Origin of the sequence: Streptomyces sp. NPDC050504, from assembly GCF_044458065.1 — a bacterium.
In the GTDB taxonomy this organism is placed as follows: Bacteria; Actinomycetota; Actinomycetes; order Streptomycetales; family Streptomycetaceae; genus Streptomyces.
The window spans coordinates 1,190,131-1,210,544 of record NZ_JBITHO010000002.1 but is presented as its reverse complement, the minus strand read 5'-3'; the positions used below and the strand labels follow the sequence as shown (position 1 = coordinate 1,210,544).

General features: G+C 73.2%; 17 protein-coding genes. 13 read left to right on the top strand and 4 right to left on the bottom strand.

The window, feature by feature from the left end; all coding sequences use genetic code 11:
* Positions 1-509 precede the first annotated feature (509 nt).
* From lpdA to ACIBNE_RS11340, 6 genes are all read left to right on the top strand, one after another.
* Entirely contained in the window at positions 510-1,898 is a 1,389-nt protein-coding gene (gene lpdA / locus ACIBNE_RS11365) for a dihydrolipoyl dehydrogenase (RefSeq protein ID WP_399271236.1), read from the top strand.
* A gap of 59 nt (positions 1,899-1,957) precedes the next feature.
* Positions 1,958-3,760 (top strand): 2-oxoglutarate dehydrogenase, E2 component, dihydrolipoamide succinyltransferase, encoded by a 1,803-nt coding sequence (gene sucB / locus ACIBNE_RS11360; protein WP_399271235.1) that lies wholly within the window; start codon positions 1,958-1,960, stop codon positions 3,758-3,760.
* A gap of 627 nt (positions 3,761-4,387) precedes the next feature.
* A complete protein-coding gene (locus tag ACIBNE_RS11355; protein ID WP_399271234.1) occupies positions 4,388-5,011 on the top strand; it encodes a GntR family transcriptional regulator in 624 nt (207 codons plus the stop codon).
* 327 nt (positions 5,012-5,338) lie between these two features.
* Positions 5,339-8,035, top strand: coding sequence for a pyruvate dehydrogenase (acetyl-transferring), homodimeric type (gene aceE, locus ACIBNE_RS11350; RefSeq protein ID WP_399271232.1), 2,697 nt, complete (start codon positions 5,339-5,341; stop codon positions 8,033-8,035).
* Between the two features lie 106 nt (positions 8,036-8,141).
* Positions 8,142-8,918, top strand: coding sequence for a VOC family protein (locus ACIBNE_RS11345; RefSeq protein ID WP_399271231.1), 777 nt, complete (start codon positions 8,142-8,144; stop codon positions 8,916-8,918).
* 55 nt (positions 8,919-8,973) lie between these two features.
* Positions 8,974-10,032: a helix-turn-helix transcriptional regulator gene (locus tag ACIBNE_RS11340; RefSeq protein ID WP_399271230.1), complete on the top strand. Its 1,059-nt coding sequence runs from the start codon at positions 8,974-8,976 to the stop codon at positions 10,030-10,032.
* Here the strand turns inward: ACIBNE_RS11340 and ACIBNE_RS11335 are convergent.
* Positions 9,980-10,942: an SDR family oxidoreductase gene (locus ACIBNE_RS11335; RefSeq protein ID WP_399271229.1), complete on the bottom strand. Its 963-nt coding sequence runs from the start codon at positions 10,940-10,942 to the stop codon at positions 9,980-9,982. The genes ACIBNE_RS11340 and ACIBNE_RS11335 overlap by 53 nt on opposite strands.
* 100 nt (positions 10,943-11,042) lie before the next feature.
* Here ACIBNE_RS11335 and ACIBNE_RS11330 point away from each other — a divergent pair, with 100 nt between their 5' ends.
* Positions 11,043-11,558, top strand: a complete 516-nt coding sequence (locus tag ACIBNE_RS11330; RefSeq protein ID WP_399271228.1) for a DUF4240 domain-containing protein — start codon at positions 11,043-11,045, stop codon at positions 11,556-11,558.
* A gap of 48 nt (positions 11,559-11,606) precedes the next feature.
* On the opposite strand, the gene ACIBNE_RS11325 is transcribed toward ACIBNE_RS11330, so the two are convergent.
* A complete protein-coding gene (locus tag ACIBNE_RS11325; RefSeq protein ID WP_399271227.1) occupies positions 11,607-12,125 on the bottom strand; it encodes a GNAT family N-acetyltransferase in 519 nt (172 codons plus the stop codon).
* Positions 12,126-12,167: 42 nt separating this feature from the next.
* On the opposite strand from ACIBNE_RS11325, the gene ACIBNE_RS11320 reads away from it, so the two are divergent.
* Positions 12,168-13,064 (top strand): TIGR01777 family oxidoreductase, encoded by an 897-nt coding sequence (locus tag ACIBNE_RS11320; protein WP_399271292.1) that lies wholly within the window; start codon positions 12,168-12,170, stop codon positions 13,062-13,064.
* Between the two features lie 430 nt (positions 13,065-13,494).
* Positions 13,495-14,925 (top strand): FAD-dependent oxidoreductase, encoded by a 1,431-nt coding sequence (locus tag ACIBNE_RS11315; protein WP_399271226.1) that lies wholly within the window; start codon positions 13,495-13,497, stop codon positions 14,923-14,925.
* 31 nt (positions 14,926-14,956) lie between these two features.
* On the opposite strand, the gene ACIBNE_RS11310 is transcribed toward ACIBNE_RS11315, so the two are convergent.
* Complete coding sequence (locus tag ACIBNE_RS11310) at positions 14,957-16,414, bottom strand: regulator (protein ID WP_399271225.1); 1,458 nt, start codon at positions 16,412-16,414, stop codon at positions 14,957-14,959.
* Between the two features lie 204 nt (positions 16,415-16,618).
* Between ACIBNE_RS11310 and lipB the strand changes: the two genes are divergently transcribed.
* The 4 genes from lipB (at position 16,619) to ACIBNE_RS11290 (ending at position 19,717) form a co-directional block, all read left to right on the top strand.
* The gene (gene lipB, locus ACIBNE_RS11305; RefSeq protein WP_399271224.1) at positions 16,619-17,425 is read left to right on the top strand and encodes a lipoyl(octanoyl) transferase LipB; all 807 of its coding nucleotides are present in this window, start codon (positions 16,619-16,621) and stop codon (positions 17,423-17,425) included.
* Positions 17,426-17,552: 127 nt separating this feature from the next.
* Positions 17,553-18,533, top strand: a complete 981-nt coding sequence (gene lipA, locus ACIBNE_RS11300; protein ID WP_399271223.1) for a lipoyl synthase — start codon at positions 17,553-17,555, stop codon at positions 18,531-18,533.
* 247 nt (positions 18,534-18,780) lie between these two features.
* Entirely contained in the window at positions 18,781-18,987 is a 207-nt protein-coding gene (locus ACIBNE_RS11295) for a hypothetical protein (RefSeq protein ID WP_399271222.1), read from the top strand.
* A 22-nt stretch (positions 18,988-19,009) separates the two neighbouring features.
* Positions 19,010-19,717 (top strand): DUF4191 domain-containing protein, encoded by a 708-nt coding sequence (locus tag ACIBNE_RS11290; RefSeq protein WP_399271221.1) that lies wholly within the window; start codon positions 19,010-19,012, stop codon positions 19,715-19,717.
* Between the two features lie 75 nt (positions 19,718-19,792).
* Here the strand turns inward: ACIBNE_RS11290 and ACIBNE_RS11285 are convergent, their stop codons facing one another.
* Positions 19,793-20,260 carry an RDD family protein gene (locus tag ACIBNE_RS11285; protein ID WP_399271220.1) on the bottom strand — a complete coding sequence of 156 codons (468 nt, stop codon included), beginning with the start codon at positions 20,258-20,260 and terminating at the stop codon, positions 19,793-19,795.
* Positions 20,261-20,414: the final 154 nt, after the last annotated feature.

Here is a 20,414-nt window from a genome sequence, read left to right as displayed (position 1 = left end):
AGTTTAGCCGAAGCCATCGGAGCCTCCCTTGCGACAGTCCCTCGCCACCGCGTCCCCCTACTTCCCCGACCACACCCCCCACACCCCCCCCCCCCCGGCCCCCCCCCCCCCCCGGGGGGGGGCCCGGGCCCCCGGGGGGCCGGCCCCCCCCCCGCGGGGGGCCCGGGGGGGGGGGGGGCCCCGGGGGGGGGGGGGGGGGCCGCCCCCCGCGGCGGGCGCGGGGGGTTGACGGGGGGGGGGGGGGGGGGCCCGGGGGGGGCCCCGGGGCCCCGCCCCCGCGTTGTTCGCCCTCGACGAAATCCGCACGCCAGTACGGATCAGTAACCCCAGGAGACGGTGTTTCCTCCGTCTCGGACCCTGGCCCCGCGTCCCGCCTTCCGGCAACAAGTGCGAAGATGGGTTCTCGGCAGGACAGGGCCCCCACCACAGGGCCGAAGAAAAGCGGCCGAACACCAGCCGCCGCCGGTCATCGACGACCGCGCCCGGCGCACATGCATGGAGGACGTGACGTGGCGAACGACGCCAGCACCGTTTTCGACCTAGTGATCCTCGGCGGCGGTAGCGGCGGTTACGCCGCGGCGCTGCGCGGAGCTCAGCTGGGCCTGGACGTCGCCCTGATCGAGAAGGGCAAGGTCGGCGGCACCTGCCTGCACAACGGCTGCATTCCCACCAAGGCGCTGCTGCACGCCGGTGAGATCGCCGACCAGGCCCGCGAGGCGGACCAGTTCGGCGTGAAGGCCACCTTCGAGGGCATCGACATGGCGGCCGTCCACAAGTACAAGGACGACGTGATCTCGGGCCTCTACAAGGGCCTGCAGGGTCTCATCGCGTCCCGCAAGGTGACGTACATCGAGGGCGAGGGCAGGCTCTCCTCCCCGACCTCCGTCGACGTGAACGGCCAGCGCGTCCAGGGCCGCCACGTCCTGCTGGCGACCGGCTCCGTGCCGAAGTCGCTGCCGGGCCTGGAGATCGACGGCAACCGCGTCATCTCCTCGGACCACGCGCTGAAGCTGGACCGCGTCCCGCAGTCCGCGATCATCCTGGGCGGCGGCGTCATCGGCGTCGAGTTCGCCTCCGCGTGGAAGTCCTTCGGCGCCGAGGTGACCGTGATCGAGGGCCTCAAGCACCTCGTGCCGGTCGAGGACGAGAACAGCTCCAAGCTCCTGGAGCGCGCGTTCCGCAAGCGCGGCATCAAGTTCAACCTGGGCACCTTCTTCCAGAGCGCCGAGTACACCGAGACCGGTGTCAAGGTCACCCTGGCGGACGGCAAGACGTTCGAGGCCGAGGTGCTGCTCGTCGCCATCGGCCGCGGCCCGGTCTCGCAGGGCCTGGGCTACGAGGAGCAGGGCGTCGCGATGGACCGCGGCTACGTCCTGGTCGACGAGTACATGCAGACCAACGTCCCCACCATCTCCGCCGTCGGCGACCTCGTCCCGACGCTCCAGCTCGCGCACGTCGGCTTCGCCGAGGGCATGCTGGTAGCGGAGCGTCTGGCCGGCCAGAAGGTCGTCCCGATCGACTACGACGGTGTTCCGCGCGTCACGTACTGCCACCCGGAGGTCGCCTCCGTCGGCATCACCGAGGCCAAGGCCAAGGAGATCTACGGCGCGGACAAGGTCGTCGCTCTGAAGTACAACCTCGCGGGCAACGGCAAGAGCAAGATCCTCAAGACCGCGGGCGAGATCAAGCTCGTCCAGGTCAAGGACGGCGCCGTGGTCGGCGTCCACATGGTCGGTGACCGTATGGGCGAGCAGGTCGGCGAAGCGCAGCTGATCTACAACTGGGAGGCGCTGCCGGCCGAGGTCGCGCAGCTCATCCACGCGCACCCGACGCAGAACGAGGCGATGGGCGAGGCGCACCTGGCCCTGGCCGGCAAGCCGCTGCACTCCCACGACTGATCCTTCAGTCCCCGGGCGCGACGACCACTTACCGCAATTCGATAGGAGCAACCGAAACCATGTCGGTTTCCGTAACCCTGCCGGCGCTCGGCGAGAGCGTCACCGAGGGCACCGTCACCCGCTGGCTGAAGGCCGAGGGCGAGCGCGTCGAGGCCGACGAGCCGCTGCTCGAGGTCTCGACGGACAAGGTCGACACCGAGATCCCGGCGCCCGCGTCGGGCATCCTGGCGTCCATCAAGGTCGCCGAGGACGAGACCGTCGAGGTCGGCGCCGAACTGGCGATCATCGACGACGGCTCGGGCGCCCCCGCGGCCGCCCCGGCGGCGGAGGCCGCTCCGGCCCCCGTCGCCGAGCCCGCCCCGGCCGCTCCGGTCGCCGAGGCCCCCGCGGCCCCGGCCCCGGTCGCCGAGGCCCCCGCCGCCGCTCCGGCCGCGTCCGGCGCGTCCGGCACCGACGTGACCCTGCCCGCCCTGGGCGAGTCGGTCACCGAGGGCACCGTCACCCGCTGGCTGAAGCAGGTCGGCGAAGAGGTCGCGGAGGACGAGCCCCTCCTCGAGGTCTCGACGGACAAGGTCGACACCGAGATCCCGGCGCCCGTCGCCGGTGTCCTGCTGGAGATCGTGGTCGCCGAGGACGAGACCGCCGAGGTCGGCGCCAAGCTCGCCGTCATCGGTGCCGCCGGTGCCGCTCCCGCCGCTGCTCCGGCCGCCGCGGCTCCGGCTCCGGCCGCAGCTCCGGCCGCCGCCGCCCCGGCCCCGGCCGCCCCCGCGGCGCCCGCCCCGGCTCCGGCCCCGGCGGCTCCCGCCGCTCCGGTCGCCGCCCCGGCCCCGGTCGCGCCCGCCGCCCCGGTCGCCGCTCCGGCTCCGGCTCCGGTCGCGCCCGCCCCCGTCACCCCGGCCCCGGCGCCCGCCGCGACCTCCGGTGACGACGGTGCGTACGTGACCCCGCTGGTCCGCAAGCTCGCCTCCGAGAACGGCGTGGACCTGGCGACGGTCAAGGGCACCGGCGTCGGTGGCCGCATCCGCAAGCAGGACGTCATCACCGCTGCGGAGGCCGCCAAGGCCGCCGCTCCGGCCCAGGCCCCGGCCGCCGCCGCCGCTCCGGCCGCGTCCAAGGCCCCGGCCCTGGAGGTCTCGCCGCTGCGCGGCCAGACCGTCAAGATGACCCGGATGCGCAAGGTCATCGGCGACAACATGATGAAGGCCCTGCACTCGCAGGCCCAGCTCACCTCGGTCGTCGAGGTGGACATCACCAAGCTGATGAAGCTGCGCGCCAAGGCCAAGGACGCGTTCGCGGCCCGCGAGGGCGTCAAGCTCTCCCCGATGCCGTTCTTCGTCAAGGCCGCGGCCCAGGCGCTGAAGGCCCACCCGGTCGTCAACGCCCGGATCAACGAGGACGAGGGCACCATCACCTACTTCGACTCGGAGAACATCGGCATCGCCGTCGACTCCGAGAAGGGCCTGATGACCCCGGTCATCAAGGGTGCCGGTGACCTCAACCTGGCGGGCATCTCCAAGGCCACCGCCGAGCTCGCGGGCAAGGTCCGCGGCAACAAGATCACGCCGGACGAGCTGTCGGGCGCGACCTTCACGATCAGCAACACCGGCTCGCGCGGTGCGCTGTTCGACACCGTCATCGTGCCGCCGAACCAGGTCGCCATCCTGGGCATCGGCGCCACCGTCAAGCGCCCGGTGGTCATCAACCACCCGGACCTCGGCGAGACCATCGCCGTGCGCGACATGACGTACCTGTCGCTCTCCTACGACCACCGTCTGGTGGACGGCGCGGACGCCGCCCGCTACCTGACGGCCGTCAAGGCGATCCTGGAGGCCGGCGAGTTCGAGGTCGAGCTCGGCCTGTAGGACTCACCACCGCACCAAGCGGCACAGCGCCCCCGCCCGGTCCTCCGGGCGGGGGCGTTCGCGTCGCGGGTGTTCCTCGTGTCACACCCGGCAGAGCCGCCGCACGGGTCGGCGCGGCGGTTGCCCGGCGCGGATCCCGGGGGCCGGGAGCGGGCGGCGCACAGGGTGCCGGTGCGGACCCGCGCGGGCGCAGCGGGCGGACGCCGCGCACACCTGCGTGGCGGGCCGGGCGCACCTCGCGGAGCGGGTGGCGGGGAAGCCGCTGCCCGACCCCGGCTCCGGCACTGCGCCACGGGCGGTCGCACCGCTCGAACTCCGCCCGTACGAGAAGGAGTTCACGACCCCCGTACGCCCAAGGAAGCGCGCGGCGCCCGGCGGCGGCGAGGGTCGCGGGCGGCCCCGGGAACCGTCGCCCGCGGCCCCGTCCGAGGCGCGCGAGCGGGCGGTGGCGCAGCCGGTGGGACCGCCCGAACGCGTTCCCGAACGGGCCGTCGCGCCCGGCCGGTTCCGCGGCGCGGCACCGGCCGCCACGGGGACGTCCGGTTGAGGGAGCGTCGCGGCAGAGCGTTTCAGGGATGCCGTGTCGCCGTATTGTCTAGGAGGTTTTCCCGTCCCTAAGGAGCCTCCATGACCCCGCCCGTCGTCCACTCGCTGCGCGAACAGATCCGCGAGCACATCGTGGAGGGCATCGTCAGCGGCCGCTGGAAGCCGGGCGAGCGGATCGTGGAGCGGCGCATCGCGACGGAGCTCCAGGTGAGCCAGACGCCCGTGCGGGAGGCGCTGCGCGAGCTGGAGTCGCTGCGCCTGATCGAGTCGGCGCCCAACAAGGGCGTGCGCGTGCGGAACCTCACCGCGGCCGATCTGGAGGAGAGCTACCCCGTGCGGGCGGGCCTGGAGCAGATCGCCGCGGAGCTGGCGGCCGAGCGGCTCGCGGACGACTGCTCGGCGCTGGAGCCGCACGTCGCGGCGCTCTACGAGGCGGACGCGTCGGCGGACGGCACGGGGCAGGTGCGGCACACGGTGGGGTTCCACCGGGAGCTGGTGCGCGCGGCGGGCAACGGCGTGCTGCTGCACACGTGGGAGGGGCTGGGCATCGAGGTGTTCACGGCGCTGTCGATCCGGTGGCTGGGGACGGTGCAGAAGTCGTACGCGGAGGAGCACCAGGACCTGGTGGAGGCGTTCCGCCGCCGCGACCCGGAGATCGGCTCCCTGGTGAAGGCCCACGTCCTGGGCTGCGCCCCGAGGGCGTGAGGCGGGGGGTCAGGGGGGTACGGGTTCCGCTGCGCGAGAGTGGGGCACCGCCCGCCGCAGGCGAAAAACGCCCACTCCGGGGCAATGTGACCCACGACATCGCGCGCCCGAAATGCCCCGTTCTATGGGGCACCCCGTGCCCCATTTCGCGGCACCCGATGCCAATTTCTTGCCCCAGGCACATTTTTCCCGCCCAAGCTTTGATCGATCATCGATCGTGCGTTTACAGTCGACGGCGCGGGTCCACCAGACCCCACCCCGCCCTGTCCTGCCAGACAAGGCCCCAAGACTTTTATCTCCACCCCCTCCATCCGGAAGGCGGCCATCGTGACCGACCCCGTAGGCAAGCTTCCGAGCGAGCTCGACCAGCTCCCGGACCGCGACACCGAGGAGACCGCCGAGTGGGCGGCCTCCCTCGACGCCGTCGCCAAGGCCGCGGGCCCCCACCGGGCCGCGTACCTGATGCGCCGCACCCTCCAGCACGCCGACGCCGCCGGTCTGGCGCTGCCCAAGCTGCTGGAGACGGACTACGTCAACACCATCCCCACCTCCGCCGAGCCGGCCATCGACGGCGACGAGGAGATGGAGCGGAAGATAACCGCGTGGAACCGCTGGAACGCGGCCGCGATGGTCACCCGGGGTTCGAAGTACGGCGTCGGCGGCCACATCGCCACCTTCGCCTCGGCCGCCTGGCTGTACGAGACCGGCTTCAACCACTTCTTCCACGGGAAGGAGCGCGACGGCTCGGGCGACCAGCTCTACATCCAGGGCCACGCCTCCCCCGGCATCTACGCCCGTGCCTTCCTGGACGGCCGCATCTCCGAGCAGCAGCTCGACAACTTCCGGCAGGAGTCCGGCGGCAACGGCCTGCCCTCCTACCCGCACCCCCGCCGCCTCCCGTGGCTGTGGGAGTTCCCCACGGTCTCCATGGGCCTCGGCCCGCTCTCGGCGATCTACCAGGCGCGCTTCAACCGCTACCTGACCAACCGCAACATCAAGGACGTCTCGGCGTCCCACGTGTGGGCGTTCCTCGGCGACGGCGAGATGGACGAGCCGGAGGCCACGGCGGCACTCGGGCTCGCCGCCCGCGAGGGCCTGGACAACCTGACCTTCGTCATCAACTGCAACCTGCAGCGCCTCGACGGCCCGGTCCGCGCCAACTTCAAGATCGTCCAGGAGCTGGAGGCCCAGTTCCGCGGCGCCGGCTGGAACGTCGTGAAGTCGCTCTGGGGCGGCGCCTGGGACGAGCTGTTCGCCCTCGACACCACGGGCGCGCTCATCCGCCGCCTGCGCGAGGTGCCGGACGCGCAGGTCCAGACGTACCAGACCCGCGACGCCGCCTACATCCGCCAGGACTTCTTCGGCAAGGACCCGGCGCTCGTCGAGATGGCGAAGCTGCTCTCGGACGACAAGATCCTGGAGTGCTTCCACCTGTCGCGCGGCGGCCACGAGCCCCGCAAGGTGTACGCGGCGTACAAGGCGGCCCTGGAGTTCAAGGGCGCGCCGACCGTCATCCTGGCGCAGACCGTCAAGGGCTTCACGCTGGGCTCCGGCTTCGCGTCGAAGAACGCGAACCACCAGATGAAGAAGCTGTCGAACGACGAGTTCAAGGAGATGCGCGACCTCCTGGACCTGCCGATCTCCGACAGCCGGTTCGTCGACGGCCAGGTGCCCTACGGCCACCCCGGCGCCGACTCCCCCGAGGTCCGCTACCTCCAGGAGCGCCGCGCCGCGCTCGGCGGCCCCGCCCCGGCCCGCCGCACGCAGCCGCTGCCCGCGCTGCCCGCCCCCGCCGACAAGGCGTTCGCGGCCTTCGACAAGGGATCGGGCTCGCAGTCGGTCGCCACGACCATGGCGTTCGTCCGCCTCGTCAAGGACCTGGTCCGCGACAAGGAGACCGGCAAGCGCTGGGTGCCGATCGTCCCCGACGAGGCGCGCACCTTCGGCATGGAGAGCCTCTTCCCGTCCCTCGGCATCTACTCGCCGAAGGGCCAGACGTACGAGCCGGTCGACCGCGACCAGCTGATGTACTACAAGGAGGCGGTGAACGGGCAGATCCTCAACGAGGGGATCACCGAGGCCGGCTCGATGGCCGACTTCATCGCCGCGTCGTCCGCGTACTCCACGCACGGCGAAGCGATGATTCCGTTCTACATCTTCTACTCGATGTTCGGCTGGCAGCGCACCGCCGACCAGATGTGGCAGCTCGGCGACCAGCTCGGCCGCGGCTTCCTCGTCGGCGCCACCGCGGGCCGCACCACCCTGACCGGTGAGGGCCTCCAGCACGCCGACGGCCACTCCCCGGTGATCGCCGCGACCAACCCGGCCGCGCTCACCTACGACCCGGCGTTCGCCTACGAGGTCGCCGCGATCGTCAAGGAGGGTCTGCGCCGGATGTACGGCGAGGCCGCCCCGGGCGAGGACCAGGACGTCTTCTACTACCTGACGGTCTACAACGAGCCGATGCCGCAGCCCGCGAAGCCCGCGGGCGTCGACGAGGGCATCGTCAAGGGCCTGTACCGCTTCAGCACGGCGGAGTCGGCCGGCCGGACCCTCCCGGTGAACGCGCCGCGCATCCAGCTGCTGGGCTCCGGCACGGCGATCCACTGGGCCATCGAGGCGCAGAAGCTGCTCGCCGAGGAGTGGGGCGTGGGCGCCGACGTGTGGTCCGCGACCTCCTGGACCGAGCTGCGCCGCGACGCGCTGGAGGCGGACGCCGCCCTCCTGCGCGGCGAGGAGCGCGTGCCGTACCTCCGCAAGGCGCTCGGCGGCATCGAATCGCCGGTCCTCGCGGTCTCCGACTACATGCGCCAGGTCCCCGACCAGATCGCGCAGTGGGTCGAGCAGGACTACTCGTCGCTGGGCGCCGACGGCTTCGGCCTCTCGGACACCCGTGACGCGGCCCGCCGCCACTTCGGCGTCGACGCCCAGTCGATCGTCGTCGCGGCCCTGGCCCAGCTCGCCCGGCGCGGCGAGGTCCCGGCGACGGCCGTGAAGGAGGCGCGCGAGCGCTACGGCCTGTAGTCGCCGCCCGCCGCACGAACAGCCGCGCGTGCCCCGTCCCGATTGCCGGGACGGGGCACGCGTGCGTGAATGGTCGACCGGGGGCCACCGACTCCGGGAGCACGCCATGAAGACCGTCAACCAGCCCTCGACGCCCACCTGGGCCGACCTCTCGACCACCGACGTGCCCGCCGCGAAGACCTTCTACCAGGACCTCTTCGGCTGGACCTGCGCCGACGTCCCGATGGAGGAGGCGGGCGGCTACGGCATGTTCCTCCAGGGCGAGGAGTACGTCGGCGGGTACGGCCCCTGCATGGCGGCGGGCCAGCCGGTCGGCTGGTCGACGTACTTCCGCTCGGACGACGCCGACGCCACGGCCGCGCAGGTCACCGAGAACGGCGGCACGGTGATCGCGCCCCCCATGGACGTCTTCGACTCGGGCCGCCTCGCCTACTTCACCGACCCCGAGGGCGCGGCGTTCGGCGTCTGGCAGCCCAAGGAGCACAAGGGCTTCGGGGTGTACCAGGAGCCGGGCGCCGTCTGCTGGTTCGAGCTGATGAGCCGGGACGCGGACCGGGCGAAGACCTTCTACCGGGCGGTCTTCGGCTGGGACGCGGACACCTGCGGCACCGACGGCGGGGGCGCGTACACCGAGTGGAAGCTGGGCGGGGAGCCGCTCAGCGGGATGATGCACATGGCGGGCGAGGGCTTCCCGCCCGAGATCCCGGCGCACTGGATGGTGTACTTCGCGGTCGCGGACTGCGACGCGACGGCGGACCGGGCGCGGGAACTGGGCGCGGCGGTGGCGGTGCCCCCCACGACCGTCCCCCCGGGCCGCTTCTCGGTGCTCCGCGACCCCCAGGGCGGCCACTTCTCGGTGATCGCCCTGGACGGGCCGCGGTAACGGGACCTGTCAAGGGGCGGGGCCCCCGCCGCCGCCCCCGTGGCAAGGTGGCCGTATGCGCGCCGCACGCCTCATCAAGATGGTCCTGCTCCTCCAGTCCCGCCCCATGATGACCGCCGCCGAGCTCGCCCAGGAGCTGGAGGTCTCCGAACGCACCATCACCCGGGACGCCCTCGCCCTCTCCGAGGCGGGCGTCCCGGTCTACGCGGACCGGGGCCGCACCGGCGGCTACCGGCTGATCGGCGGCTACCGCACCCGCCTCACGGGCCTGGCCCGCAGCGAGGCCGAGGCCCTCTTCCTCTCCGGGGTCCCGGGCGCGCTGCGCGAGATGGGCCTGGACGACGCCGCGTCCGCCGCCCGCCTCAAGGTCTCCGCCGCCCTCCTCCCCTCCCTCAGGGACGCCTCCGCGTCCGCCTCGCAGCGCTTCCACCTGGACGCGCCGGGCTGGTACCAGGAGCCCGAGACCCCCGAACTGCTGCCCTCGATCGCGGACGCGGTCTGGGACGACCGTCTGATCACCGCCCGCTACCGGCGCCAGGACGCCGAGGTGGAACGGGAGTTGGCCCCGTACGGCCTGGTCCTGAAGGCGGGCGTCTGGTACGTCTGCGCGCAGGCCGGGGAGAGCTTCAGGACGTACCGCGTGGACCGCTTCACCGCGGTCGCGACGAGCGCCGAACGGTTCGTGCGGGACGAGGAGTTCGACCTGCCCGCGTTCTGGGAGGAGCGCGCGGCCCAGTTCGCGCGCTCGCTGCTGCGCGCGGAGGTGACGGTGCGCCTCTCCCCCGCGGGCGCCGCCCGGCTGCCGTACGTCGTGGACCGCGCCGCCGCGCGCGAGGCGCTGGACGCGGCGGGGCCGCCGGACGCGCGGGGCCGGGTGACGGTGACGCTCCCGGTGGAGTCGGTGGACGTCGCGTACGGCCAACTGCTCGCGCTGGGCCCCGAGTCGGAGGCGCTGGAGCCGCCGGAGCTGCGCGCGAGGTTCGCCGGGGCGGCAGCGGCGATGCACCGGCTCTACGGAGACCCGAGCGCCCCGGACGGCGCCGCCCCCGCCCCGGAACGGCTCAGCGGTACTCCTCCGCGGACCTGCCCGTCTCCCCCTCGACGGCTTCCATGAAGTACCGCCAGGCGTCCGGCCTGCTGCCGTCCGCGTCCGTGAAGCCGTACTCCTTGGCGAGCTGTCCGCTGGAGAGCGACTGCCCGCTCCAGCGCGCCCGCTCGGGGTCGGCGGCCAGTGCGGCGACCGCGCGGCCGACGTAGCGGGGCGACTCGGCGATCGCGAAGTGCGGCTCCTTGGCGATCACGTCGCGCCAGTTCTCCTCGGTGACCCCGAAACCGGCGAGCATCTGCTCGGACCGCAGGAAGCCCGGTGTGACCGAGACCGCGGTGCCGCCGTGCTCCGCGAGTTCCTTCGAGAGGCCGAACGCCATTCGGATCGGGGCGTTCTTGGCGAGGTCGTAGTAGAGGTTCTCGCGGTAGCGGGTGCCGTTGTACTCCCAGGTGCCGTCGGTGACCTCGACGACCAGCCCGCCCCTGTTCCGGACGAGCAGCGGGAGCGCGTGGCTGCTGGTGATCAGGTGGGTCTTCACCCCGAGCTCCAGCATCCGCAGCCCCTTGTCCAGCGCCATGTCCCAGGTGCTGGTGCCGAACTCGACGAGGTGTTCGCCGCCCCACACGTCGTTGACGAGGACGTCGAGCCGCCCGCCCCGCTCCCGGTCGATCCGCTCGACCAGCGCCGCCACCTGCTCGGGCACCAGGTGGTCGGTGGGCACCGCGACGCCGGTGCCGCCCGCCGCCGTCACCAGCTCGGCGGTCTCCTCGATGGTCTCCGCGGCCCGGCCGACCTCGCTGACCTTCTCCCGGGTGGTGCGCCCCGTGACGTACACGGTCGCACCCGCCCGGCCCAGCTCCACGGCGATGGCCCGGCCCGCGCCCCTGGTCGCGCCCGCGACGAGCGCCACCTTCCCGGTGAGGGGCCCCTCGGCCCTGCCGCCGTCCCGTGCGTTCTCGTTCCCGTTCTGGTTCATGGGACCAGCGTCCCCCGTAAACCCGACATCTTCTGTCCGCTTTCCATTTACGCATCTCCGCGTGCGTCTCCCCCCGCCAAGCCCGATGCTTGAGCCTGTGATGGACGAGACGGAGTTCTGGGAGATCGTCGACCGTACGCGCCAGGCGGCGGGAGGCGATCCCGAGGAACACGCCGACCTGCTGGTCGAGCGGCTGCTGCGGCACGATCCGGACTCCGTGCTGGACTTCGCCAGGCACTTCGAGGCCCGCTACAACCGCGCGTACCGCTGGGACCTGTGGGGCGCCGCCGCGCTGCTGCTCGGCGGGGCGGACGACGAGGCGTTCGACTACTTCCGCTGCTGGCTGATCGGCCAGGGCCGGGAGGTCTTCGAGGGCGCGCTGCACGACCCGGACGCCCTCGCCGGGCTCCTCGACTCGTTCGACGAGGAGTTCGACGGGGACGGCGAGGAGCTGGGGTACGCGGCGGACGAGGCGTACGAGCAGCTGACCGGGGTGGTCGCGCCGGACCTGGGCGTCCCGCCGCAGTCCGCCGAGCCCGCGGGCACGCCGCTGGACCTGGCGGACGAGGACGCGCTCGCCGAGCGCTACCCGCAGCTGTGGGAGCGCTTCGGATAGCCCGGACGGCGCACGCGCCGCGGGCGGCCCGGTACCGGGTCCCGAACCTCACCGGTCCCTGACGGGATCGGCGACGACCAGCGAGCGCCCCATCAGCACGTCGTCCACGTACCGCCCGTCCAGCCGGAACTCCCCCGGCAGCACCCCTTCCACCGCGAAGCCCTCGGATGCGTACAGCGTCCTGGCGGGGGTGTTGTGGCCCAGCACGCGCAGGGTCATGCGGTACGCGCCCTGGCGGCGCGCCTCGTCGAAGGAGGCCCGCAGCAGGGCCCGTGCGACGCCCTTGCCGCGCGCCCCGTCGGCGACGGCCAGGCCCTGGATCTGGCGGACGTGGCCGTTGCTGGGCAGCGGGGTGGGCGCCACGAGCCGCAGGTAGCCGAGGACCGTGCCGCGCGCGTCCTCGGCGACGAGGATGTCCTCGGGCCGGTGCCGCTCGTCGAAGAACGGGGCGTACGGGGGCGCGGGTCTGGGCGTGACGGCGTGCAGCGGCGACCAGGTCTCGCGGTCGAGGACGGCGAGCGCGTCCTCGTCGGCGGGTCGGGCTCGGCGTATGTGCGTTCCTGACATGGCCGCACTCTGCCACGCGGGGCGCGTGGTGTTGACGGAATAATCCGTCGCATGCGGATCGCTATCACCGGCTCGGCCGGGCTCATCGGTACGGCGCTGGCGCGCTCCCTGCGGGCGGACGGGCACGAGGTGGTGCGCCTCGTCAGGCGCCCGCCGCGCGGCCGCGACGAGGTCGAGTGGGACCCGAAGCGGGGGTACGTGGACGTGTCGGGCCTGGTCGGCTGCGAGGCCGTGGTGCACCTGGCAGGCGCGGGGGTGGGCGACCACCGCTGGACCGACGCCTACAAGAAGGAGCTGCGGGACAGCAGGGTGCTGGGCACGGCGGCGGTCGCGGAGGCGGTCGCGGCGCTGGACGTCCCGCCGCGCGTCCTGGTGTGCGGCACGGCGATCGGCTACTACGGCGACACCGGGGCGCGCCCGGTGGACGAGGGCGCCCCGCCCGGGAGCGGGTTCCTGGCGTCGCTGTGCGTGGACTGGGAGGAGGCGGCGGCGCCCGCGGAGGAGGCCGGGGTCCGCACGGTGTTCGCGCGCACGGGCCTGGTGGTGGCGAAGGAGGGCGGCGCCTGGGGCAAGCTGTTCCCGGTCTTCCGGGCGGGGCTCGGGGGGCGCCTGGGCTCCGGGCGGCAGTACTGGTCGTTCATCTCGCTGCACGACGAGATCGCGGCGCTGCGGTTCCTGATCGACACGGAGTCGCTGGCGGGCCCGGTGAACCTGACGGCCCCGGAACCGGTCACGAACCGCGAGGTGACGGCGGCGATGGGGAGCGTGCTGCGACGCCCGACGGTGTTCGCGGTGCCGGGATGGGCGATGCGGGTGGCGCTCGGCGAGTTCGCCGAGGACGTCCTGGGCAGCCAGCGGGTCCGCCCCGCGAAGCTCCGCGAAGCGGGCTTCGAGTTCGCCCACCCGGACATCGCGGAGGCGGTGAGGGCGGCGAGGTAAGGGGGTTGGGGGGTGGTCCCGTTGCCCGGGGTCGCCGCTTTTTCGCCTGCGGCGGGGCGGGTACGCGCGGCGTCTGCCCCACCCTCGCGCAGTTCCCCGCGCCCCTGAAGGGGCGTGCGCCCCTTTAGGGGCGCGGGGAACTGCGCGACCAGCCCACCACCGCCCCGCAGGGTAGGGGACCGGCCCGCCGCAGGCGGAGAAGCGGCGCCCCCGGGCAACGCCCCCCCCCCGAAGACCCGCCCCCGAAGGGGGCCACGCGCCCCCGCGCTCCCGTACCCCCTCGCACGCGCGTCCGCCCCCCGCCCCGCCCTCCCTACCCTCGACCGGAACCCGGGCATCCCGAAGGCCCGTTCGGGGCATCACGCCACCAGCGGCCCGAGCGGCCGCGCACCCAGCCCGCACCACCCGCGCCGACCACGGGGAGGGTCACGTGCTCAGCACGGCACACCACGCGGACGTCATCATCGTCGGAGCCGGCCTCGCAGGCCTCTCCGCAGCCCACCACCTGACCAGCGCAGGTGTCAGCGTCACCGTCCTGGAGGCCGCCGAACACGCCGGCGGCCGCATGGCCACCGAACACCTCGACGGCTTCCGCCTCGACCGGGTGGGCCAACTGCTCAGCTCCTCCTGTCCTGAGCTGAGCCGCATCCCCGCCCTGGCCGCGGCCGCCCTGCGGCCCTTCGCGCCGGGCGTACTCGTCCGCAGCGGCGACCGGCTGCACCGCACCGGCGAGCCGGGGAGCGCGAGGGGCGCATTACAAGCAGCGCGCGCCCTCGCGAGCGCCCCCCGCAATACCCCTCGCGGCGCCCCCCGAGGCACCCCCAGAAGCGCCCACCGCGCCGCTCAACGCACCGCCCGCACCATCCGCACCACCGACCCCCGCGCCCCCGTCGCCCGCCCCGCACCGGCCCCCCTCGGCGGCGCCCTGGACCAGGCCCGCCTCGGCGCCGCCCTCGCCCGCCTCGCCGCCACCCCGGCCGACCGGCTGCTCGCCCGCCCCGAGCTGCCCGCGCACGAGGCGCTGTACGAGCGCGGCCTGCCCGCCCGTACCGTCGACGGCTTCCTCCGGCCGCTCCTGGCCGCACTGCTCTGCGACCCCGCGCTCACCACGTCCAGCCGCTGCGCCGACCTGGCCCTGCGCGCCTACGCGCGCGGCCGCCTCTGCGTGCCCGCGGGCGGCGCCGCGACGCTGCCCGCGCTGCTCGCCGCCGCCCTGCCCCCGGGCACCGTACGCACCGGGGTCCGGGTCAAGGACGCCGCGATCTCCACCGTGGACACCGAGGAGTACGGCCCGCTCTCCTGTCGCGCCCTCGTCCTGGCGACGGGCGCCCGCGCCGCCGCCGAACTGCTGCCGGGCCTGCGGGTGCCCGACTTCCACCCCGTCACCGTCTTCCACCACACCGCCCCCACGCCCCCGCTCACCGTCCCCGCGCTGCTGCTGGACGGCGGCGGCAGCGGGGCGGGCCCCGTCGCGCACACCTGCGTGATGAGCGAGGTCGACCCGGACCGCGCCCCGCACGGCCGGGTCCTGGTCTCCTCGACCGTCCTCGGCGCGGCCTCCGGCGTCGCGACCGACCGCGAGGTGCGCGCCCACCTGACCCGCCTGTACGGCACCTCCACCCACGACTGGGAGCTGCTGGCCGTCCACCACACCCCCGACGCGGTCCCCGTGATGGCCGCGCCGCACGACCCGCGCCGCCCGGTGCGCCTGCTGGCCGGGCTCTACGTCTGCGGCGACCACCGGGACACGAGCACGGTCCCGGGCGCACTGCTCTCCGGGCGCAGGGCCGCCAGGTCCGTGCTGCGCGACTTCGGCGCCCTGCCGGGGTCCGCGCCCGCCCCGCTCCCGGCCGCCGCCTGAGCCAGGGGCGCCCGGACCCGGGGCCGGGTCGTCAGTGGAAGGCGGCGACCCGGTCCCGGTAGTTCCGCACGGCCGCCGCGTCCCGGTAGGGCTCCAGCCTGCGCTCGAAGTCCCGTACGTACTCCGTCGCCCGCGCCGAGCGCATCTCGGCCGCCTGCTGGGCCGCCTCGGCGCCCAGCGCGCACGCCTGGTCGAGCTCGCCGAGCCCGAGCCTGGAGGTCGCGAGCACCACCCGGCAGAACAGCCGGGAGCGGGCGAAGGCGGGGGCGCGCAGCTGGAGCGAGCGCTCGGCGCTCTGCGCGGCGGCCCGGTACTGCTGGAGGTCGCGGTAGCAGTGGCCCTGCTCGTCGGCGAGCTGCGCCTCGTCGAAGAAGCGCGCCCAGTGCGGCACCTCGTCGCCGGGGCGGGCCGACTCCAGCGCCCGCTCGGCCCGCATGAGGGACGCCGTGCACGCCCTGACCTCGCCGAGCACGCCGTGCCCGCGCGCCTCCACGGCGTGCAGCAGGGACTGCACGACGGGCGAGGCGGAGGAGCCGACGCCCTGCTGGGCGACGCGGGCGAGCTGGACGGCCTCGCGGCCGTGCCCGAGGTAGACGGCCTGGCGGCTCATGGTGACCAGCACGTAGCTGCCGTACGCCCGGTCCCCCGCCGCCTGCGCCAGGCGCAGCGCCTGGACGAAGTACCGCTGGGCGAGGCCGTGGGCCGCGATGTCGTACGAGGTCCAGCCCGCGAGCCTGGTGAGGTCGGCGGCGGCCGCGAAGAGGCGGCGGCCGACCGCCTCCCCGTAGGTGCCGCGCAGCATCGGCTCCGCCTCGTGCTCCAGGTACCTGACCAGGGCCTGGCGGGCGTGGCCGCCGCCGTAGGCGTGGTCGAGGGTGCGGAACAGCTCGCCGACGGAGCGGAGCGCGGCGATGTCCCCGCCGCTGACGCGCTGTCCCGGGCCCCGGTCGGTGGCGCGCTGGCGGGGCACCGAGGGGCGGCCCTGCACGGGGATGCGCACCCCGGCGCCGTTCTGCACGACCTGCGGGGGCTCGCCGCGGCCGACGCGGTCGTCGGGGCGGCCGATGAGCCAGTCGCGGCTGGGGACGACGAGTCCCGCGGGGGTGAAGGCGATCTTGCGCAGCTCGATGTGGCTGCCGGAGTCCTTGCGCCACAGGCCGCTGACGATGTCCACGGCCTCTTCGGGGGTCGCGGCGAATTCGAGCCCCGCGTAGACCGGGGCGCACGCGTCCAGGCCGAGGTCCTGGGCGGAGAGCCGTCGCCCCAGGCGCCGGGTGAAGACCTCCGCGATCAGCGCGGGCGTGGTGCCGCGCGGCTGCTGGCCGCGTAGCCAGCGGGTCACGGAGGTCTTGTCGTACCGCAGGTCGAGGCCGTGCTCCAGGCCGAGCTGGTCCACCCGGCGGGCCAGACCCGCGTTGGAGAACCCCGCTTCCGCGATGAGTGCGGCGAGCTGTCGGTTGGGGATGCGCTGCGGGGGTCGTTCCGTCATCAGCTCTATGGTCTCCTGCCTTCTGGGCCCGGGTTCAGCCCTCATGGAACGGCGCGAATTTAGCGGTCGCGGGCCCCCTCTCCGACCCCACGGCCGCACATTCATCCGATCGTGTGAGGAGGTGCCGTTTCTGCCCGCCGAAGAGGTGTGGCGCGCGCGGTCGTACAGTGTCAGGGGCGCGATACAGACATTCGAGGAGCTGTCGTGAGTGAGCTGCGGTTGGTCCGTCTCGGATTCGGCGAGGAGGCGGTCGAGTACCAGCGGGCGTGGGACGAGCAGCGCCGGGTGCACGCCGCACGCTTCGCCGACGAGGTCCCGGACACCTGTCTGCTGCTGGAGCATCCCGACGTCTACACGGCGGGGCGGCGCACGGCCGACAGCGAACGCCCCCTGGACGGCACCCCGGTCATCGACGTGGACCGGGGCGGCAAGATCACCTGGCACGGGTACGGACAGCTGGTCGGCTATCCGATCCAGAAGCTGCCGCGCCCGGTCGACGTCATCGCGCACCTGCGCCGCCTGGAGGAGGTCGTCATCCGGGTCTGTGCCGACTTCGGCGTGGAGACCAGCCGGGTCGAGGGCCGGGCGGGCGTGTGGGTGCTGGGCGACCCGGTCGAGGAGCGGCCCAGGCCCACCCTGGGCGGGCTGTCGCTGGACTTCGACCCCCGGCTGCAGGACGAGGAGTTCGACCCGCGGATGAACGGCCCCCAGTACGCGCCGTCCAACGCGGGCCAGCGCCGCGAGGACCGGAAGATCTGCGCGATGGGCATCCGGGTCGCCAAGGGCGTGACGATGCACGGCTTCGCGCTGAACTGCGACCCCGACCTCAGCAAGGGCTTCGACCGGATCATCCCGTGCGGGATCCGGGACGCGGGTGTGACCTCGCTCTCCCAGGAACTGGGCCGCGAGGTGACGATCGCCGAGGCGCTGCCCGTGGTGGAGAAGCACCTGAAGGACGTGCTGGAGAACGCCGCGCTCGCGCCGCGCACGGTGGAGCGGGCTCCGGCCTGAGCACCGCCCCGGGGGAATGGCCCCCCATGGCCATTGGTTGGCCATGCGTAAGACCGTACTTTCAACGGGCGTACCCTGGTGTATGCCGCCGATTCGAATGCCCGCGATAGCAGAAAGGGGCGCCGACGTGTCCGCTGTCGCACCCGACGGACGCAAGATGCTGCGCCTGGAGGTCAGGAACGCCCAGACCCCCATCGAGCGCAAGCCCGAGTGGATCAAGACCCGGGCGAAGATGGGCCCCGAGTACACGAAGATGCAGGCCCTGGTGAAGGGCGAGGGACTGCACACGGTCTGCCAGGAGGCGGGCTGTCCCAACATCTACGAGTGCTGGGAGGACCGCGAGGCGACCTTCCTCATCGGCGGTGACCAGTGCACCCGGCGCTGCGACTTCTGCCAGATCGACACCGGCAAGCCCGAGGCGCTGGACCGCGACGAGCCGCGCCGCGTGGGCGAGTCCGTCGTCACGATGGACCTGAACTACGCCACGATCACCGGTGTCGCCCGCGACGACCTGCCCGACGGCGGCGCCTGGCTGTACGCCGAGACGGTGCGCCAGATCCACGAGCAGACCGCGGGCCGCGAGGCGGGCCGCACCAAGGTCGAGCTGCTGGCCCCCGACTTCAACGCGGTGCCCGAGCTGCTGGCCGAGGTCTTCGAGTCGCGCCCCGAGGTCTTCGCGCACAACGTCGAGACGGTGCCGCGGATCTTCAAGCGGATCCGCCCCGGCTTCCGCTACGAGCGCTCGCTCGACGTGATCACCCGGGCGCGCGACTTCGGCCTGGTGACCAAGTCGAACCTGATCCTGGGCATGGGCGAGACCCGCGAGGAGGTCAGCGAGGCGCTGCGCCAGCTGCACGACGCGGGCTGCGAGCTGATCACGATCACGCAGTACCTGCGCCCGTCGGTCCGGCACCACCCCGTGGAGCGCTGGGTGAAGCCGCAGGAGTTCGTGGAGCTGAAGGACGAGGCCGACCAGATCGGCTTCTCCGGCGTGATGTCGGGTCCGCTGGTGCGCTCCTCGTACCGCGCGGGCCGGCTCTACCAGCAGGCGATGGAGCGGCGCGCGACGGGGAACGCGACTCCGGTCGACGCGGCCCAGGCCGTGTGAATTCGCGCACAAGCTACTACCGGTCGGTAACGGCCGGGTCGCGCGGCCCGTACGGCTCCCCGCAGGTGGGGGTGCCCGTACGGGCCGCGTCAGTGTTCCGAGGCCGCGCATCAAGGTTTCATCGGTGTTTGACCGGTCGGTCACGCACTGGTAACACCGAACAGTGACCCTGGCTTCACACCCCGCGTCCGGCGCCGCACCCGCCGGGAACACCAGCCACCCACTGACCCGAGGGGGGACCTCAACGATGCAGGCCGTGCCCGTCCGTCCGGTTCGCGCCACCGCCATCCCGTCCGTCACCGACGCCCTGCGCGCCATGGAGGCCGTCCTGCTGCGCGGCGGCCAGCGCACCGCCCGCCGCAACGCCTGGACCGCGGTCCTCGAAGACCGCCGCCGGGCCAAGGACCGGGTCGAGACCCAGCACGTGGTCGAGGCCGTGGCCGCCCGCTCCTGAAGCGCAACGTAAACTTCGTCGTATGGCGAGGAAGGCAAAAACAGAGGGCGCCGAGAGCGCCGCGAATGCGGGGCGGTTCAAGCAGATCGCCCTGACGTACAAAATGACCCGCAGGTCCGACCCCAAGGTCGGTCTTGTCGTGGCGGGTGTGGGAATCGTCACCTTCGGTGCCTTCCTCGCGTTCGGATTCTGGATCGACCACCCGATCTACCTGGGCATCCTGGGCTTCCTGCTGGCGTTCCTCGCGATGGCGATCCTCTTCGGACGCCGCGCCGAGCGCGCCGCCTTCGGGCAGATGGAGGGCCAGCCGGGCGCGGCGGCCGCCGTACTGGACCGGGTCGGCCGAGGCTGGACCACGACCCCCGCGGTGGCGATGAACCGCAGCCAGGACGTCGTGCACCGCTCCGTGAGCAAGGCGGGCATCGTGCTGGTCGGCGAGGGCAACCCGAACCGGCTGAAGACGCTGCTGGCGGCCGAGAAGAAGAAGATGGCGCGCATCGTCGTCGACGTGCCCGTCCACGACATCATCGTCGGCAACGACGAGGGCCAGACGCCGCTGAGCAAGGTCCGTACGAAGATGCTCAAGTTCCCCCGCGTCCTGACCGGCCCGCAGGTCACCGCGACCAACGACCGGCTGCGCGCGATGGGCGACCTGATGAGCAACATGCCGCTGCCGAAGGGCCCGATGCCCAAGGGCATGCGGATGCCGCGCGGCGGCAAGGCGCGCTGACGCGCTGAGGAGCGTACGAGAGAGGGCGGGGACCGACGATTCGGTCCCCGCCCTCTCTCGTGCTCCCGTACGCGGCTAGGCCCGCACCTGGACGGCCTTGGCGAGGCGGTCGTGCAGGCCGCGGCCGTCGCGGTCCCAGACCAGCGCGGGGATCGCCAGACAGAGCAGCACGCCGCGGACGACGCCCCAGAGGAAGCCGAGGCGCTCGCCGCGCTCGGAGATCACCCGCAGCCCCATCAGGCGCTTGCCCGGCGTGGTCCCCAGGGTGCCCACGAGCAGCACCGACATCGCCAGGAACACCACCAGGGCCCAGTTGCTGGTCGCCTGCGAGTAGTGGCCGACGATCATTCCGTACGCGATGAGCATGCACAGCGCCCAGTCGACGAAGAGCGCGCCGAAGCGGCGTCCGAGCGGCGCCACCGACCCCGGGCCCTCCTCGGGCAGCCCGAGCCGCTGGCCCCGGTACCCGAAGTCGGCGCCCATTTCCTCGGCCGCCGCGCGGGGGCCGGAGAGCCACGATCCGATTGCTTGCCTGTTGTCCACCCGTCCACGGTACTGCGACCCCATTCCGCCCTTTACGGGCGGGCCCGGTTAACTTGGGTGAAACAAACGGGTCACGCTTGAGAAATCCCCCGTCCTTAAGGTCGGGAACCAGCGTGGGCCACCGCACTGGCCGCACCACTGAGCTGCAACCCCG

Coding starts and splice junctions, on each gene's coding strand:
- sucB (WP_399271235.1), top strand. CDS start 1,958: ATGTCGGTTTCCGTAACCCTGCCGGCGCTCGGCGAGAGCGTCACCGAG.
- ACIBNE_RS11355 (WP_399271234.1), top strand. CDS start 4,388: ATGACCCCGCCCGTCGTCCACTCGCTGCGCGAACAGATCCGCGAGCAC.
- ACIBNE_RS11345 (WP_399271231.1), top strand. CDS start 8,142: ATGAAGACCGTCAACCAGCCCTCGACGCCCACCTGGGCCGACCTCTCG.
- ACIBNE_RS11340 (WP_399271230.1), top strand. CDS start 8,974: ATGCGCGCCGCACGCCTCATCAAGATGGTCCTGCTCCTCCAGTCCCGC.
- ACIBNE_RS11335 (WP_399271229.1), bottom strand. CDS start 10,942: ATGAACCAGAACGGGAACGAGAACGCACGGGACGGCGGCAGGGCCGAG.
- ACIBNE_RS11330 (WP_399271228.1), top strand. CDS start 11,043: ATGGACGAGACGGAGTTCTGGGAGATCGTCGACCGTACGCGCCAGGCG.
- ACIBNE_RS11325 (WP_399271227.1), bottom strand. CDS start 12,125: ATGTCAGGAACGCACATACGCCGAGCCCGACCCGCCGACGAGGACGCG.
- ACIBNE_RS11310 (WP_399271225.1), bottom strand. CDS start 16,414: ATGACGGAACGACCCCCGCAGCGCATCCCCAACCGACAGCTCGCCGCA.
- ACIBNE_RS11295 (WP_399271222.1), top strand. CDS start 18,781: ATGCAGGCCGTGCCCGTCCGTCCGGTTCGCGCCACCGCCATCCCGTCC.
- ACIBNE_RS11290 (WP_399271221.1), top strand. CDS start 19,010: ATGGCGAGGAAGGCAAAAACAGAGGGCGCCGAGAGCGCCGCGAATGCG.